General features: G+C 44.6%; 10 protein-coding genes. All 10 read left to right on the top strand.

The window, feature by feature from the left end; all coding sequences use genetic code 11:
- The first annotated feature begins 264 nt into the window (after nucleotides 1-264).
- The 10 genes from G632_RS0113150 to G632_RS21370 all read left to right on the top strand — a co-directional run bounded on the left by G632_RS0113150 (nucleotide 265) and on the right by G632_RS21370 (nucleotide 16,648).
- A complete protein-coding gene (locus G632_RS0113150; RefSeq protein WP_022769784.1) occupies nucleotides 265-687 on the top strand; it encodes an HIT family protein in 423 nt (140 codons plus the stop codon).
- Between the two features lie 24 nt (nucleotides 688-711).
- The gene (locus tag G632_RS0113145) at nucleotides 712-1,578 is read left to right on the top strand and encodes a hypothetical protein (protein WP_155828888.1); all 867 of its coding nucleotides are present in this window, start codon (nucleotides 712-714) and stop codon (nucleotides 1,576-1,578) included.
- A gap of 17 nt (nucleotides 1,579-1,595) precedes the next feature.
- Nucleotides 1,596-2,246, top strand: a complete 651-nt coding sequence (gene sfsA, locus G632_RS0113140; protein WP_022769781.1) for a DNA/RNA nuclease SfsA — start codon at nucleotides 1,596-1,598, stop codon at nucleotides 2,244-2,246.
- 20 nt (nucleotides 2,247-2,266) lie between these two features.
- Nucleotides 2,267-3,304, top strand: coding sequence for an aldo/keto reductase (locus tag G632_RS0113135; RefSeq protein ID WP_022769780.1), 1,038 nt, complete (start codon nucleotides 2,267-2,269; stop codon nucleotides 3,302-3,304).
- 20 nt (nucleotides 3,305-3,324) lie between these two features.
- Complete coding sequence (locus tag G632_RS20075) at nucleotides 3,325-4,179, top strand: SMP-30/gluconolactonase/LRE family protein (protein WP_022769779.1); 855 nt, start codon at nucleotides 3,325-3,327, stop codon at nucleotides 4,177-4,179.
- Nucleotides 4,180-4,195: 16 nt separating this feature from the next.
- A complete protein-coding gene (gene hflX / locus G632_RS0113125) occupies nucleotides 4,196-5,512 on the top strand; it encodes a GTPase HflX (protein ID WP_022769777.1) in 1,317 nt (438 codons plus the stop codon).
- 102 nt (nucleotides 5,513-5,614) lie between these two features.
- Entirely contained in the window at nucleotides 5,615-6,661 is a 1,047-nt protein-coding gene (locus G632_RS0113120) for a hypothetical protein (protein ID WP_022769776.1), read from the top strand.
- Nucleotides 6,651-7,595: a TIGR01212 family radical SAM protein gene (locus G632_RS0113115; protein ID WP_022769775.1), complete on the top strand. Its 945-nt coding sequence runs from the start codon at nucleotides 6,651-6,653 to the stop codon at nucleotides 7,593-7,595. Before G632_RS0113120 ends, G632_RS0113115 begins: the two co-directional genes overlap by 11 nt.
- Nucleotides 7,596-7,624: 29 nt before the next feature.
- A complete protein-coding gene (locus G632_RS0113110; RefSeq protein ID WP_022769773.1) occupies nucleotides 7,625-8,515 on the top strand; it encodes an alpha/beta hydrolase in 891 nt (296 codons plus the stop codon).
- A 228-nt stretch (nucleotides 8,516-8,743) separates the two neighbouring features.
- Nucleotides 8,744-16,648 (top strand): CehA/McbA family metallohydrolase, encoded by a 7,905-nt coding sequence (locus tag G632_RS21370; RefSeq protein ID WP_022769772.1) that lies wholly within the window; start codon nucleotides 8,744-8,746, stop codon nucleotides 16,646-16,648.
- The last annotated feature ends 45 nt before the right edge of the window (nucleotides 16,649-16,693 follow it).

The raw sequence follows: 16,693 nt of genomic DNA, 5'->3' as shown, positions 1-16,693 counted from the left end.
CGAAAAGAGATGATTAGATGAGAACAAACTACTGTCTCATGGGAGTTTTGGCTTCTAGACAGTAGTGATGTGCTGAACATGACAATTATGACTACTGTCCTAATACAATTTTTCATGTCAGACAGTAGGATTTATCAAGACAGTACATAGACGAATACCAAAATGAATTACATAACGCCCAATTTCATATAAAACCCTTTTTACAGCAGCTATAACAGAGTAAAATAGAATAGCAAAACACAACATATCACGGAGGAAATTAAAATGACTATAGACAACAACTGCGGATACTGCGTAGGAGGAGAGCCTCTCGCAAAGTTCGGAATCAAGATCTGTGACCTTGAAGTGAGCCAGCTCATTCTGTTCAAGGAGCAGAGCCACCTTGGAAGATGCATAGTAGCTTACAAAGACCACGTAAGCGAGATCGTTGACATCTCAGATGAGGAGAGAAATGCGTTCTTTGCAGATGTTAACAGAGCAGCCAAGGCTATCCACAAAGCCTTCAATCCTGACAAGGTAAATTACGGCGCATATGGCGATACAGGCTGCCATCTTCACATGCACCTTGTACCGAAGTACAAGGACGGCTTTGAGTGGGGCGGAGTATTCGAGATGAACCCACAGCAGAAGTTCCTCACAGATGCTGAGTACGAGGAGCTCATACAGAAAATTAAGGATAATCTTTAAAAAGTAATGATGAATAAGTTCCAAATGAAAAAAAATCAACAAAGAAGAATCGCAACATCGACTGGAATACCGGCCATAAGGCCTGCCATGGCATCAGTGCTTGTCGCCCTTGCACTCACAGGCTGCAGCATGATCCCTGAGAGCCTTAGCGATATCGCAGATCAGGCAATAGAAGCAAGCTCAGATGAGGCATCTCAGATGATAGACAACCTGACACAGCAAGCTACAGAAGCAGCTCAGAGTCTTGCAAGTCAAGTCATCGACGAATCAAAAGACAAGATAGAAGAAGCTACCAAAGAGGCTGCCAAAGAAGCAGCAAAACAGGTAGCAGAAAACACCAAGGATTTAGCCGAGGACCTTGCACAGCAAGCAAAAGAAAGAGCCAAGGAAGCTGCCAAGAAAGCCATGGATGAAGCCGGCAATTATAATGTCACTCAAGAGGATATCTCATCGGCGATATCATCCATACAGACTGGCCTTCTGACATCCGCTGAAGACATTGCCCTAACATCACAGGACGATCAGGGCAAGAATTACACGTTTACTTACGACAACAAAGAGTACACAGCAATCCATACCACGGATCATTGGAAGATCAAGAACTCCTACGATATTAACATCGAGGCTGACATGTATATCATATGTCAGGCCCTCATTGACCTGCACCAGATCCATGGAAAAGACATGGTGAGCTACCGTACGGCAGATGATATGGTATACGAGTGGGAAGTCCACAACCTGGCCTATGCCATGATCTCCGATGACGACCCGATGAAGTCACACGTCCGTGATGTAGACTTTGATCCTCAGGATCAGGGCTGCAGTTATGAGGAGATATATTACAATCACACAGGGAAAGAGTTTGACCTTAGCCAGTTCCTCGGCGGTTGAACCCCAAGGAGCCCCACATGACCTACACCGAAGTAGTACAGGCCAATTTCATATCCCGCCCAAATCGTTTCATCGCTCAAGTAGAGCTTGATGGCAAGAAGCTTACCGTCCACGTCAAGAACACCGGCAGATGCAGAGAACTTCTGCTTCCGGGCAGCACAGTATATCTTGAGAAAGCTCAGAATCCCGAGCGCAAGACGCCTTATGACCTGGTGGCAGTTGAACATGATGGCAAGATCATAAACATTGACTCCCAGGCACCCAACAAGGTGGTAAAAGAGTATCTTGAGCGCCTTGGCGAATATGACCTGGTAAAACCGGAGTACAAATACGGCGATTCCCGAATAGACTTTTACATGGAGAAAGGCCCGGAAAAATATCTCATGGAAGTTAAGGGCTGTACTCTCTTTAGGAATGGGATAGGTCTTTTCCCTGATGCTCCCACAGAGCGCGGAGCAAGGCACCTGCGCGAACTCGCACAAGCCCGGGAAGCGGGATACAAAGCAATCATCGCCTTCGTGATCCAAGGCGAGGGGATTGACCATGTTGAGCCCAACATCGAAACAGACCCTGAATTTGCCAAAGCCTTTTATGAGGCGATAAGTGCAGGAGTTCAGGTCTTAAATCTTAAATGCAAAGTCACACCGGACACTTTAAATATAGTTTGATATCCGGAAGGAGATTTCTTATGAAGAACATAACACTGGGACGCACAGGCATAACAGTACCACAGAATGGCTTTGGCGCACTTCCGATCCAGAGAATCCCTCTGGAAGATGCAGTCAGGATCCTCAGAAAGGCCTATAATGGCGGAATGAGATTCTTTGACACAGCAAGAGCCTACACCGACAGCGAGGAGAAGGTTGGCGCAGCATTTGGCGACGGATATGTAAAGAGAGACGAGATCGTGATCGCCACCAAGACAGCAGCCAAGACACCTGAAGAATTCTGGCAACAGCTGGACATTTCATTAAATAACTTAAAGACCGATTACATCGATATCTACCAGTTCCACCTTATGGGACAGTGCTGGAAGCCCGGCGATGGCACAGGCATGTACGAGTGCATGCTAAGAGCCAAGGAGCAGGGTAAGATCCGTCACATCGGCGGAACAGCCCACAAGATCGGCATTGCAAAAGAGCTGATAGAATCAGGACTTTATGAGACCGTTCAATATCCTTTCAGCTACCTTGCAACCGACCAGGAGGCTGACCTCATTAAGATGTGCAACGAGAACAACGTTGGCTTTATCTGCATGAAGGGTCTTGCAGGCGGACTTATAACCAACTCAAAGGCAGCAATGGCCTACATCAGCCAGTTTGACGGAGCAGTTCCCATCTGGGGTATCCAGAAGGAAAAAGAGCTTGATGAATGGCTCTCATATATGGACAACACCCCTGAGCTTGATGATGAGCTGAAGGCCTTCATCGAATCCGAGAGAAAAGACCTTATGGGAGACTTCTGCAGAGGCTGTGGCTACTGCATGCCATGTACCGTGGGCATTCAGATAAATCAGTGTAACCGTATGTCTCTGATGCTTCGCCGTGCACCCAGTGAGAGCTGGCTTTCTGACCACTGGCAGGCAGAGATGAATAAGATTGAGGAGTGCATAGGCTGCGGAGCATGCCTTTCAAAGTGCCCGTACGAACTTGAGATACCTACTCTCCTTAGAAAGAACCTTGAGGACTATCGTGAAGTCCTTGCAGGCAATCGCCGAGTAAACTAAAGCTACAGGAGGGCCAACCTATGAAGACATACAAAGCAGAACCTTTCGGACTTGGAAAATATCTTTTGGGCGAGTCACCGTTCTATGATCCAAGAACAAAGTGCCGCTCCTTTGTAGACATTATCGCAGGCAAGCTCTACATTATAGAAGCCGGAGGCCTGATGAAGCAGGCAGACTTTGGCCAGAAGATCGGAGCAGCAGTTCCTTCTGAGAAGGCCGGTTCTTATCTGGTTGCAGCTGCCGATGGACTCTATGTTTATGACGGAAAAGAGATTTCTCTGAACCGCAGTTTAAAAGACATCTATGAAACTTACCATCGCTCCAACGACGCCAAGGCTGACCCGGCAGGTAGACTCTGGTTTGGCTCAATGGCAGAGGGCGAGGGGATAGAACCCTCAGGCGATCTATACAGAAATGAACACGGAAGAGTTGCCCTGATGCAGCCTGATACCATCATTGCCAACGGAATGGCATGGAGCGCCGACAGGACCAAATTTTACTTTGCTGATTCCGAGTACCATGCAGTCTTCGTCTACGACTATGACTTCGAGACAGGAAATATTGCAAATCGCACGGAGCTGATCCATATTGATGACGGAGTGCCCGATGGAATGTGCATCGACAGCGAGGATAACCTCTGGATAGCAGTCTGGGGCGGAAGGCGCATAGAAAAGAGAAGCTCAAAGACCGGCGAACTTCTTGCACTTGTAGAAGTTCCTGCAGAGCACGTATCTTCCTGCTGTTTCTTTGGAGATAACTTAGACGAACTCTTTATCACAACCAGCGGAAACGAGCTCTCCGGAGATTATGACGGGTGCCTGTTTACCTGCAAGGTAGATGAGAAGGGCCTTGCTCCTGATTACGCAATGATCTGACGAAACGAGTAAACACATGATAGAAAACATTACACAGACACGTCCCACCAGAGCAGTTCTGGTGGGACTTAATACAGGAATAAGTTCATCCGACTTTGACAGGTCCATGGATGAGTTAAAAGAGCTTGTGAAAGCAATCGACATTGAGACAGCCCTGACGGTTACTCAGTCCCTGCCATCTCCTGATCGAAGCACCTACATAGGAAGCGGTAAAGTAGAAGAAATTGCCGCTTCTCTTGATATGTTCGACATTGACCTGGTGGTTGTCGGAGGAGTTCTTTCTCCGATGCAGGCAAGAAACCTTGAAAAGGCGCTGGACACTGAGGTCATCGACAGAACAGGTCTTATCCTTCAGATCTTTGCCAGAAGAGCCAGGACCCGTGAAGCCTGTCTTCAGGTTGAGTTTGCACAGCTCCAGTACATGCTTCCGAGACTTGCTCACATGAGGACATCTCTTTCACGTCAGGGAGGCGGAAGCGGAAGATTATCCAACAAGGGTTCAGGTGAGAAACAGCTAGAGCTGGACAGAAGACGCATTGAGCACCGCATGGCAGAGCTGAGGCGCGATCTTGAAGGAATCAAAAAAGAGCGCGACACCCAAAGGGGCAGAAGAATGCGCTCTGGTCTTCCGGAAGTAGCACTTGTGGGTTATACCAATGCGGGCAAATCAACAATACTGAACGGACTCATTGATCTCTACGGCGTTTCCGGAACAGAAGACAAACAGGTTTTTGAAAAAGACATGCTCTTTGCAACCCTGGATACATCCGTAAGAAAGATTGAGCCGAAGGACCACAGACCATTTCTTTTAACGGATACCGTAGGCTTTATAAGTGAGCTTCCCCATGACCTGGTTAAGGCATTTCGCTCAACCATTGAGGAGGCTAAGTTTGCAGACCTGCTTTTGGAAGTCATTGATTTCTCTGACCCTGAGTACAGGCATCACATGGAGGTCACCCAGCAGACTCTTCAGGAGATAGGAGCAGGAGAAATCCCGGTTATCTATGTCTTTAACAAATCAGACATCCTTCAGGATGAGCAGATAGAAAGCGGAAGTCTTCCGATTGAGTTTCCGCGAACAGGTGCTGACAGAGTCTATATCTCGGCCAAGGACAAGGAAAGTCTTGATGCGCTGATCGAGGTTATCGACAAAAAGTTTGCTGAGGGCGAGACAGAAGTAGAGATGCTTCTTCCATATAAGGAAGGTGCTATTCTTGGAGAGCTTAACAGCCGCGGCGTTGTAAAGTCCTCCGAATATCAGGAAGATGGCGTTCTTGTGAAAGCTCTTTTAACTGCAAAAGACATCTCGAAATACGAGAAATACTTGACGTGATTTGGGAAACTCCCCATTTCGACATTGTAATCCAAGACGTTATATGGTAGATTTATGACGTTTGAAATTAAAATTGTTTTGTTAGGAAGTGGGAGTTAGAAAATGAATTTTAAGAATCATCCAAAGGTAAGAAAGGCACGCAGGGGGAAAGTCGCATGCCTTATCGTAGGAGTAGTAATGCTGCTTGCAGCAGTTGCATGCTTCTTTTTGAGGGAGAACATCAGGGTAGACAGGAGATTTGATAAGGTCGCATTTGCCCAGGCATACAACGATGAGCTGCTCGATGAAGATATCTATGTTTATATAGATATAACAGAGGAGCCCTATGGCATCGGAAGCTACGGAGAGGCGCGCCAGTTCTACTATGTAGCTGATGGTTATGATCTTTATATCATCGAGTGCAGCGAGAGCGAGTATAACGAGATAGCACAGCAGGTCAAAGAAAACGGCAGCTATGAGTGCATAGGTACCATTTCCAAGCTTGATGAGGAAGTTATCGATCTGGCAATCGAGGTATATAACGAAGACGAAGATGATCCTGAAGAGATCATAAACAGAGAAGATTTCGACTGGTACTTCCAGGATGTGGCGCTTTCCGTTCACGATATCACACATGCTGAGGGACTCCTTCTCTTTGCAACACTGATGCTTATAGTGTTCGGACTTATCACCTTGATTGCAGGTATCATCGAGCTTTCAAGATTCAGCAGCGCATTCGGACGTATGTCAGAGATGGATCAGCAGCTTATCGCAGCTGAGCTTGACAGCCCTCAGGCCGTTTATGTTAAGCAGGCGCATACATATCTTACACCAAGATTTATTGTAAGCCTTGGAAGCCGTTGCGCTGTTATTCCTTATGCAAATATTTTCTGGACTTACAAGTTTACACAGAGATACAATTTCATTCCGATCTATTCAAATATCCAGGTATATACCAGCGATTTCAGAAAGCTTGGCATTGCTGAGATGAGTCTTTTCACACCCAAGAAGAAACAGGCTGAGATGACGATCTTTAATGCTATCCAGTACTACAATCCACAGGTACGCTTCGGATATACAGCAGAGAACAGCAATTATTTCAATGCCCTTAGATTTCAGCAGGCTAACAGCAATTACGCAAACAACAACGTAAACAACAATGCCGGTTAAACTATCAACTTATCTGAAAAATACATATGGTGAGAAGATCTACAGACTCTCATTATCCTCAGGCTGCAGCTGCCCAAACAGGGACGGCCGTGTTGGATATGGGGGCTGCAGTTTCTGCTCGGAGGGTGGCTCCGGTGAATTTGCACAGGGTCCCGATTTCATCAGAGATCAGGACCATAGCTCATCACCGGAGTTTTTTGATATCGATGCGCAGATTGAAAGGGCCAAGGAGCTGATACGCAGTAAGACTGATGCCCGGCACTTTATCGCATACTTCCAGTCTTACACCAACACCTACGGTGATGTGAACCGGTTAAAAGAGCTCTACAAAAGGGCCATAAGCCGCGATGATATAGTGGCGCTTTCCCTCGGAACAAGGCCGGATTGTCTGGGGCCGGAAGTTATGGATATGTTAAAAGAGCTTTCGGCAATAAAACCTGTATGGATAGAGCTGGGGCTTCAGACCATCCATGAGAAAACGGCAACAAGGATCCGCAGGGGATATGAGCTGTCTGTTTTTGAGGATGCATACAGGCGCCTTAAAGAGGCCGGGATAACGGTTATCGTGCACGTGATATTCGGGCTTCCCGGTGAGAGCAAAGAAGATATGCTGGATACGATTCGCTTCCTGGCGAGCCTTGAACCTGTGCTTGATGGCATCAAGATACAGAATCTTCAGATCCTTAAAGGGGCTGACATGTATGGGGAATACATGGATAGCATACAAAGAGGAGATGGAGAGTTTCACATTATGTCCATGGAGGAGTATACTGATGTTGTGGCACAGGCAATAGCTCTTTTGCCGAAAGAGACTGTGGTGCACAGGATGACCGGTGACGGACCGAGGAAACTTCTGGTAGAGCCACTGTGGAGCCTTGATAAAAAGCGGGTTTTGAACATGCTTACGGCCAAGACAAAAGGTCTTTTGACATAATAAATGAGGGGTAGGGGGTTACGAAACTGATGATATTGGTATGTATTGTTATAGTCTTGATCATACTGTTTCTTGGCTTGTGCTGGTGGATGGCAGGCTACGTGATGACAGGGCAGAGGCAGACCCTTGAGGAAGCTTTTGACTGGCAGAAGGAGCACTATGACACCTCATTTTACGATCCTCTGGAGAAGACAGAATATACTATTGAGGGGCATGAGGGCTACGTTCTTCATGCACTTTACTTAAAGAATCCTGAGCCTACTGACAAATACATGATCATTTCCCATGGCTATACGGACAACAGGAACGGGGATCTTAAGTACGTTAAGATGTACCTGGATTATGGCTTTAACTGCGTGCTCTACGATCTTCGCGGACATGGGAAGAATACTCCTACCTGCACTACATACGGTATTTATGAGGCAAAAGATCTGTGCAGAGTGATAGAGGATACCAGAGAGCGCTTTGCGGATATAGCTGTTCTAGGTATTCATGGTGAGTCTTTGGGAGCTGCGACTTCCATAACAGCGCTTAAATATAAGCCTGAAATAAATTTTGTTGTTGCTGACTGTGGATTCTCTGATATTGAGAATGTGATCAGAGGTGCGTACGTAAACAGGAAACTGCCTGCGTGGCTCTTCGAAATTGCAGATTTTGGCGCCAGAATGAGATTTCATTTGTCATTAAAAGACATGAGACCTATCGATTCTCTTCCGGAAAACACATTGCCTATTCTCTTTATCCACGGTGCTGAGGATGATTTCATTCTTCCTAAGAACTCTGAAGACATGAAGAAGGCAACTGCTGGATATGCAGAAATCTATATGATTCCCGGGGCAGGACATGCGGAGTCAATAATCGCAGGGCCTGATGCCTACAGGGAGCATGTAGGGAATTTTCTTGAAAAAGTATTGCAGTAAATTATGAAAAAAATGTAAAAAATTTATAAAAAAATTTTGTCGCGTGGTTAGTGGGTTTGATAAACGAGTTCTCGTGAAACCTGCATAAACACTGGGGTTAACAGAGGTTTTTTGTTAACGGTTTTTGGTTGACATAACACGTGCTATATTGGTACGATTGCTCTACTCGCAACTTTATTTGGTGGGGACCAGATAAAAATGAAATTTTGTTGAAGGGAGAGATATGTTATGAAACGCGCGACCAAGGGATTCTTGTCCTTTGCAACAGCATTTCTGATTGTGTTCTCTACATTCGGAAATGCTTTTTTAGTTGCAGAGGCCAGTGAGCCCACAGCTATTGAAGAGACTGTGACAGTTGTCGATAGCAACGCAGAAGTTATAAGCGATGCAAATGCAGCTACAGTCGGCGCTTCAAAGGAAGAGACAGTTACCGGGGATGTAACTGAGAAGAGCAATACTTCCGAGAAGACAGAGGAAATTAAGGAGGAGGCAAACACTGAGACTGTTGTGGAAACAACCGTGCAGGAGAGTGTTGACCTCACAGTTACTGCGTCTGAAGAGGACGGCTATGTAACTTTGTCTTGTGGTGTAGAGGGGGCAACCATCCTTTACACATTTAACGAAGATGGTTCTAATGGCTTTAAGGAATACACGGACAAGATCAAGCTTGATACTTCAAAGGACACTGTGATCATTGCTCGTGCAAGCTACAAGTCTGAGGACGGAGTGTCCTATGATGGAGAGAAGGCTAAGTTTGAGTTCAAGGCTGCTCAGGCAGATGATGATAGCAAGGCTACAGTGAGTCTTATGAAAGCTCCTTCTTTTACCGGTAAAACAGCAACTCTTTCCACCGAGCTCAAGGATGGTGACCAGGTTATCATTGCCATTGATGGCTATACAATGGATAGATCATTCAAAGCCATCCAGATTGCACCAAATGATAAGGATGAAGTTACCATTGGTGAAAATGATTTAGTACTTACCGTTAGCAAGACAGAAGACACAAGTGACATTTGGTTTGAAAACGGTGGTGAATATCTGGCTGCAAAAGCAGGTGCTAATGATCTTTTGTGGACAGAAAAGAGCGTAGACACTGCAAAGTGGGTGCTTGATGGCAATGTAATCGCAAACAGCACATCAAAGACCAATGCGAATAAACCTTATTGCCTGGGACTCAAGAAAAATGATCACTCAGTATTCAAGGCATATGCAAAGGGGAGCGGATCAGCATTACAGTCAGTAGTTTTTTATGTTATCGGATCATCAGTTTCTGAAGAAATAAAGGCCGGAACAAAGATTGAAAACATTACTGATTATGAAAAAGAGTTTGCTCTTGTTTTTGGCGATACAACTGATAGCATCAAGGCGCTTTCATCAACAGCTTCTGCTGCTGACAAGAATGGCAACACCAAGCTTGAAGGAGTAGAAGTTAAGTTTAATAATGATGGGCAGCTTGTATACACAAACAAAGATGCTGCTCCTGCAGCGCTCAAGGCAGTTAAGGCTGATGAGGGTGATCAGTACTACATCACAACAGATATTGCAGATGGTGATACAACAAAAACCAGGTACCTCACAACTTTAAAGGAAGGTAATTCTTTCACATTCGAAGACCAGCCAAACGATTTTAGTCTCTGGTTCTTTGAAGTATCTGAAGATGGCACATTCCAGATAAAGAGCGTAAATGGCGAATTCGTTAAGGATGGAAAAACATCTCCTGAGTATGTCGAGTACTACAAAGATCTTTTCACTGTTTATAGCTTGAAGGATGGCGCTGATAAGGCTCCATACACATTCAGCGCATATACTATGCCTGAACTTGAAGAGACTGAGGTTCCTGCAGAAGAAGAGAAGCTTGGAGTTAAAGTTACTGATGTTAACAAGCTTTTTGGCGGAGCAGAGTTCTCTCTTGTATACAATAATGAAAAAGTTCTTTCTTCCACAGCATCAGGTAAAATTCTTGCAGCCGTTGATGCGACATTTAATGCGGAAGAGAAGCTTGTCTATGCAGATAATTACGCTACATTAAAGCTTGAGAAATCTGATGTGGAGAATCAGTTCTACATTGTTTCTAATGCAAAATATCTCACATGTCCGGCGACAGGAAAAGGACTTTCATTTGCTGATGCTAAAGATGATTACAGCCTTTGGACAATTGAGGATCAGGGAGAAGGAGCACTCTATATCAAGAATGTCAAGGCTGCTTATAATAACAGTGCTCAGTTTGTAGAATTCTATAACGGCTTCTCAACATTTGGCTTTAACGAGAGTAATAAGAACATTTACACATTTACAGCTTATGCATTCACAGATGGTGAGCCTGTAGTAGAGGAGAAGGGCGGAGTAAAGTTTACTGACCTTACAAAGCTCTATGACGGAGAAGAATTTGTTCTTACCTTCAATAATGAAAAAGTTCTTTCAACAACAGCTAATGGACAGAAAATAGAGGGTGAGGACGTTAAACTTAATGAAGAAGGACGCCTTACATACACTGACGAGAGTGCAGCAATTGCTACACTTAAGCTTGTTAAGGGTGATGAAGAAGGTCAGTATTACGTTGTTAATGAAACAAAAGAAGGAGACAATGTTACTGCCAAGTATCTTACATCCGGGGCTACAGGAAGCAGCCTTACATTTGAGACTGAGAAGAATGAATATAGTCTTTGGACCTTTGAGCCTGAAGATGATGGTTCATTCATGATAAAGAATGTAAATGCTGTTTATAACGGAAAAACGCAGTATATTGAGTTCTATAACAGCTTGTTTACAGTATATGGCTATACTGCAGGTGGGAAAAAGGATGCGTACTTATTAACAGCATATACATATCCTGAACTTGAAGAGGCTCAGACAGAAGAACCCGAAAATACAGTAGCTAAGCTTCTTACAAGAGAACTGTACGATGGTGATCAGGTAGTAGTTTACTATCCTGCAGGCAAGAAACTCATGACTTCAGAAGCTACCACAAATGGCAAGTTAAAAGAGGTGGCAGCTGAACCTGCAGAAGATGGAACACTTGAGACAAAAGGCTTAAATGCAGCTGTTTTAACTGTTGCACTTGATGATAACGGATACTATTACTTCACAACTGCTGATGGTAAGTATCTTACAGGTACAGTTGAAGAGAAGGAAGTAGACGGCAAAAAGAAGACATATGCAAATCTTATACTTGCAGATGAAAAGACAGATAACAGCCTTTGGATCGAAGAGGCTGCCAGCGAAGCCGGAAAGTATTACTTAAAGAACGCGTTTGCCAAGAGTGGTTCATATATTGAAGCTCTTGAGTATTATAGCGGATTTTCACTGTATGGATTTAAAGAGGATAAAGCTTTTGAGTTCAGCTTCTATGCTCTTAAAGAGGGCGAGAAGGTCGTAAGCTTTGAGTACGACAAGGATACATCTCTTACAGTAGCTCAGTGGGCAGGTAATGCTCATTATGATGAAACTGATAATTCAGATAAGTATATCAATGGTGACCTTTATGCTACCAACGATATGCTTGATACTAACGCTAAGTTCACAGCAGTAGTAAACGGAAGCATTTCCAAGCCATGGACATCAGCTAAGAGTACTACGACCGGTTCAACTAACTACTACATGGGATCAACCGGAGTAGCAACTGAGTCTGACTACATGGAGTTTTCATTCCCTTCAGCTGGTTTCGGCAACATGAGCATGGCGTTCAGAATGAGGGCTTCCAATACCGGAGCCGGAGCATTCCAGCTTCAGTACTCGACTGACGGAGAGAATTTCAGTAACTTAAAGAAGGGTACTTACTCATATAAGTACACAGCATATAAGTCAACCGGTGAAAAGGACGAGAACGGAAAGACTATTACTGAGCCTTTCGAAGTAAGCGGATCAGGTGATATCACAGACGGAATTGCTAAGACATCGCTTGCACCGACTTACTACGTAACATTTACTTTTGAGATTCCTAACGCAGCAGCAAACGCTGAGAATCTTCAGATCAGACTTGTACCTACAGGCGGACTTAGCGCCAAGGGTGACAAAGCTCCTGCAAGTGGCGGCGTTATCCGTGTTGACAGCGTTAAGGTAACAGGTAACCCTGTAGTGGATTCTTCCGTAACAGCTTATGTTAAGGCAGATCCTGCATCAGGAGAGGTTCCTGTAGGACAGGAGATTACTCTTTCATCAGATACTGAGGGAGCAGAGATTTACTACTCAGTAAACGGCGAAGAGTTTGCTAAGTATGACGACGAGAATAAGGTAGTACTTAGTGAGCTTCCTGCAACAATCAGAGCTTATGCAACAAAGGAAGGCCTAACAAAGAGTATTACAGTAAATTATCAGTATACTCAGGCACAGGTTGCAACAGTTAAGGCTTCTCCAAACGGCGGCGCAGTAATTGAAGGCCAGTTCGTTTCATTCAAGACTGCAACAGAAGGCGCGCATATTCTTTACAGATTCAAGACTGCTGAAGAGGTTGCAGAGGCTGAAAAGGCTGAGGAATCAGATAAGACTGATGACGCAGCAGGAACAGATAAGACAACTACAGAAACAACAGAGGCTACAACAGGAGCAACAGAGGCAACAACAGAAACTACTACAGAGGTAGTTGAGGAAGAGCAGCACGATGACTGGATCGAGTACTCAGGATCCATCAAGCTTGAGAATCTTCCTTGCGAGATGCAGGTAAAGGCTGTACTGGAAGGCTATAAGGAAAGCCCGGTAACAAATCTTAAGTTTACTAAGAGACAAAATGCTAAGTACAACATCTACTTTGGTCAGATCCATGCACATACCAATATTTCAGACGGTGCCGGAACACTTGATGATGCACTTAAGCATGCATCAAACGTAGATAACCTTGATTACATTGTTATCACTGACCACAGTAACTCAATTGATCATGAAGATAAATCTAAGATTACAGAGAACGTAGATACTTCTGAAAATGATGAGTGGACATACGCTCACAACCTTGTTAAGCAGTACTCAACCGATGAGTTTACATGTGCTTATGGTTATGAGATGACCTGGAGTAACGGTCTTGGACATATGAACACCTACAACACTCCCGGATTCCAGAGCCGTACACAGACAGCGTACTCTACATACTCAACAGCACTTGAGAATTACTATGCAGCTCTTAGAACTGTTCCTGATTCTATCAGCCAGTTCAACCACCCGGGAACAACCTTTGGTGATTTCCAGGATTTCTCTTACTACACAGAAGAGAACGATGCTCTTATCACAATGATCGAGGTTGGTAACGGTGAAGGAACAATCGGATCTTCCGGGTACTTCCCATCATACGAGTACTACACACGTGCTCTTGATAAGGGATGGCATGTAGCTCCTACAAACAACCAGGATAACCACAAGGGTAAGTGGGGAGATGCAAATACAGCACGTACTGTAATGCTCGCTGATACAAATGATGAGACAGCTATCTATGATGCGATGAGAAATTATCGTATCTATGCTACAGAGGATAACGATCTTTCCATCTATTACACACTTGATGGTAATATCATGGGAACAATCCTTGAAAAGGATGCTGTAGGAGATGAACTTAACCTTAAGGCAGATATCGTTGATCCTACAGATTCTTCTATCGGTAAGGTTGAAGTTATCGTAAACGGTGGTCAGTCCATCGCTCAGCAGAAAGTAGCAGAAAGTGAAGCAACAGTTGAATTTAATGTTCCTTCTGATTACTCATACTACTATCTGAAGATTACAGAGAATGACGGTGATATCGCTGTAACAGCTCCTGTATGGGTTGGTAATGTTGAGGCTTGTGGTATTAACCGTACATACACAAGTAAGGTTCTTGCAGTAGCAGGAGAATCTCTTGATGTTAACGTAGAGCTTTACAACAACGAAGAAAAAGATCTTGTGATCGACAGCATTGAGATTCAGCTCAGTGATGTTGATGCTAAGAAGACAGACGTTGTAAATGTTACCGGTGAGGAAGCAGGCATCACAGCCGTTGCTCCTAATGGTACAGCAACATACAAGACAGATTTTGTATATGATACTCCGGGACAGGTAACCTATGAGGTTACAGTAAATGCAACACTTAACGGTGTTCCTAAGAAATATACAGATAAGCTTACTTTAAGCTATGTAGTACCTGAGATGGTTACAGATGTTCTCATCGACGGCACACATTATAATGACTACGTGACCGGCTACTATGGCGGAAACATGTCATCCTTCATCAAGATCTGTGCTCAGAAGAATATCAGAGCTCAGGTAGTAACAAGCAAGATCACACCTGAGATGCTTAAAGCATGCTCACTGCTTGTTCTTGCAGCACCTGCCAAGAAGACAGGTACAGCCGGTGCAGGAGACTACACAGTTTCACATTACGAAGATGACTTCCTTGCAATGGTCAAGGATTACGTAGCAGGTGGCGGATCGGTTATCGTATGTGGTCTTGCAGATTATTCAGACACAACAGACGGCCAGACTGTTACAGAACAGAACAAGCTTCTCGAAGCTATCGGAGCAACAATCCGCATGGGCTCAGATGAGGTTTGTGATAATACAAACAACGGTGGACAGGTATACAGATTGTATCCTACTACTTACAACGTAGACGAGGCAGCAGGATTGTTCGCAGGTCTTCGTGATGGCCAGAAGTACAGCCAGTACTCAGGCTGCTCAGTAGATATTTCAAATGCTACAGAGACAGATTTTGTTGATGCAGCTAAATGGCTTGTAAAGGGATTTGATACAACCTTCTCCGTTGACTGTAAAGATGCTTCAGGTAACTCTAATCCGGGAGATGCTGGTAACGGCGTAAAGGGTATCAAGAACGACAACGAAGGCAACGTAACTTTCCTCGCAACCCAGCACACCAAGGCAGGCGGAGATATTTATGTAGCCGGTGGAGTATTTGTTTCTGATTTTGAAGTAAAGGCAGAGATTGATAATGCAGATTCTCTTCCTTACACGAACTACACAATCATCAACAACATCCTTGATGGTGTTACTGTAGAGCTTCCTACATCAACAATTGCACAGGCTCGTGCAGGTCAGATGAACGAAGTATTCGCAGTTGAAGGTTATGTAACCAGCGGAACATCAAATCCTGATACTACCTTCTTTGATACTATCTACATCCAGGATGAGACAGCAGGTATTGATATCTTCCCTTATGCTACAGCAGGTCTTGAGATTGGTACCAAGGTACGTATCACAGGTTTTGTTGCACAATACCAGGGAGATATGGAGCTCAAGGTTATCTCTTCCAAGATCCTTGATGACGAGCCTTACGTATGGGAGCCTAAGGTAGTTGATACCAAGGCAGCTATGGATTATGCAGCTCTTGGTGGATCACTCCTTAAGACAACCGGTAAGGTTACAAGAGTAGCAGTCGGAGCAGACGGCAACATCGAAGAGTTCTGGCTTGCAGATGATACAGGAGTAGAGGCAGCAATCTTCATCGATGGTTATATCAAGTCAGGTACAACAGGAGATGAGGGTAAGGCAGCACTTAACGACTTCGTTAAGGTTGGCGCTGAAGTTTCAGCAGCAGGTGTTCTCTACATGCATCCTGAAGGAGACTCAGATGTATCCGTACCTGTATTCAGAGTTCGCAACTGCGATGACATTGAGCTTGTAAAAGCAGCTCCTGAAACTGAGTCAGGATCAGGCAGCGAGTCAGGATCAGGCAGCGAGTCGGGTTCAGGAAGCGGATCAGGATCAGGCAGCAGCTCAGGTTCATCTAACCAGACACCTGTTCAGAGAGTTCTTGGAGCTATTAAGCAGGCTGTTGAATCCGTAGTTAACACTGTTGCAGAAAGAGTCAACAACTTTGTTGGCAGAATCTTCGGAAGAAGTAACAAGAACAATACTACAGAGACTACAACAGGCACATCTGAAGGCGAAGTAGTCGGAAGTGTTACCGGAGATAATGATCAGCAGGCAGCAGTAGAGACACCTGAGCAGAGCACTGATAGCCAGCAGGCTATAGTAGAGACAGGTGACGACAAAACTGCTACAATTGTTGAGGAGGCAACACCTACAACAGATAAGCCTGAATCAAAGGCTAAAAAGGCAGCCAAGGCTGCAGCAGCAACAGTAGTTGTTGCTTCAGGACTTGGACTTGCTGCAATCGGACTCAGAAGGTTGTTATTACTGTTACATGTTATTAAATAATTTGGATAAAAAAAGAACAATTAAAAATATCTTCGTGATCATAGC

It is taken from the genome of Butyrivibrio sp. NC2007 (genome assembly GCF_000421405.1).
In the GTDB taxonomy this organism is placed as follows: Bacteria; Bacillota; Clostridia; order Lachnospirales; family Lachnospiraceae; genus Butyrivibrio.
Note: the sequence above shows the minus strand (reverse complement) of the source record. Positions and strands in the feature narration are given on the sequence as shown.

Bases quoted from the DNA above. Each gene is read 5' to 3' on its own strand.
- G632_RS21370 (WP_022769772.1), top strand. From the start codon at position 8,744: ATGAAACGCGCGACCAAGGGATTCTTGTCCTTTGCAACAGCATTTCTG.
- hflX (WP_022769777.1), top strand. From the start codon at position 4,196: ATGATAGAAAACATTACACAGACACGTCCCACCAGAGCAGTTCTGGTG.
- G632_RS20075 (WP_022769779.1), top strand. From the start codon at position 3,325: ATGAAGACATACAAAGCAGAACCTTTCGGACTTGGAAAATATCTTTTG.
- G632_RS0113150 (WP_022769784.1), top strand. From the start codon at position 265: ATGACTATAGACAACAACTGCGGATACTGCGTAGGAGGAGAGCCTCTC.
- G632_RS0113115 (WP_022769775.1), top strand. From the start codon at position 6,651: ATGCCGGTTAAACTATCAACTTATCTGAAAAATACATATGGTGAGAAG.
- G632_RS0113110 (WP_022769773.1), top strand. From the start codon at position 7,625: ATGATATTGGTATGTATTGTTATAGTCTTGATCATACTGTTTCTTGGC.
- G632_RS0113145 (WP_155828888.1), top strand. From the start codon at position 712: ATGAAAAAAAATCAACAAAGAAGAATCGCAACATCGACTGGAATACCG.
- sfsA (WP_022769781.1), top strand. From the start codon at position 1,596: ATGACCTACACCGAAGTAGTACAGGCCAATTTCATATCCCGCCCAAAT.
- G632_RS0113120 (WP_022769776.1), top strand. From the start codon at position 5,615: ATGAATTTTAAGAATCATCCAAAGGTAAGAAAGGCACGCAGGGGGAAA.
- G632_RS0113135 (WP_022769780.1), top strand. From the start codon at position 2,267: ATGAAGAACATAACACTGGGACGCACAGGCATAACAGTACCACAGAAT.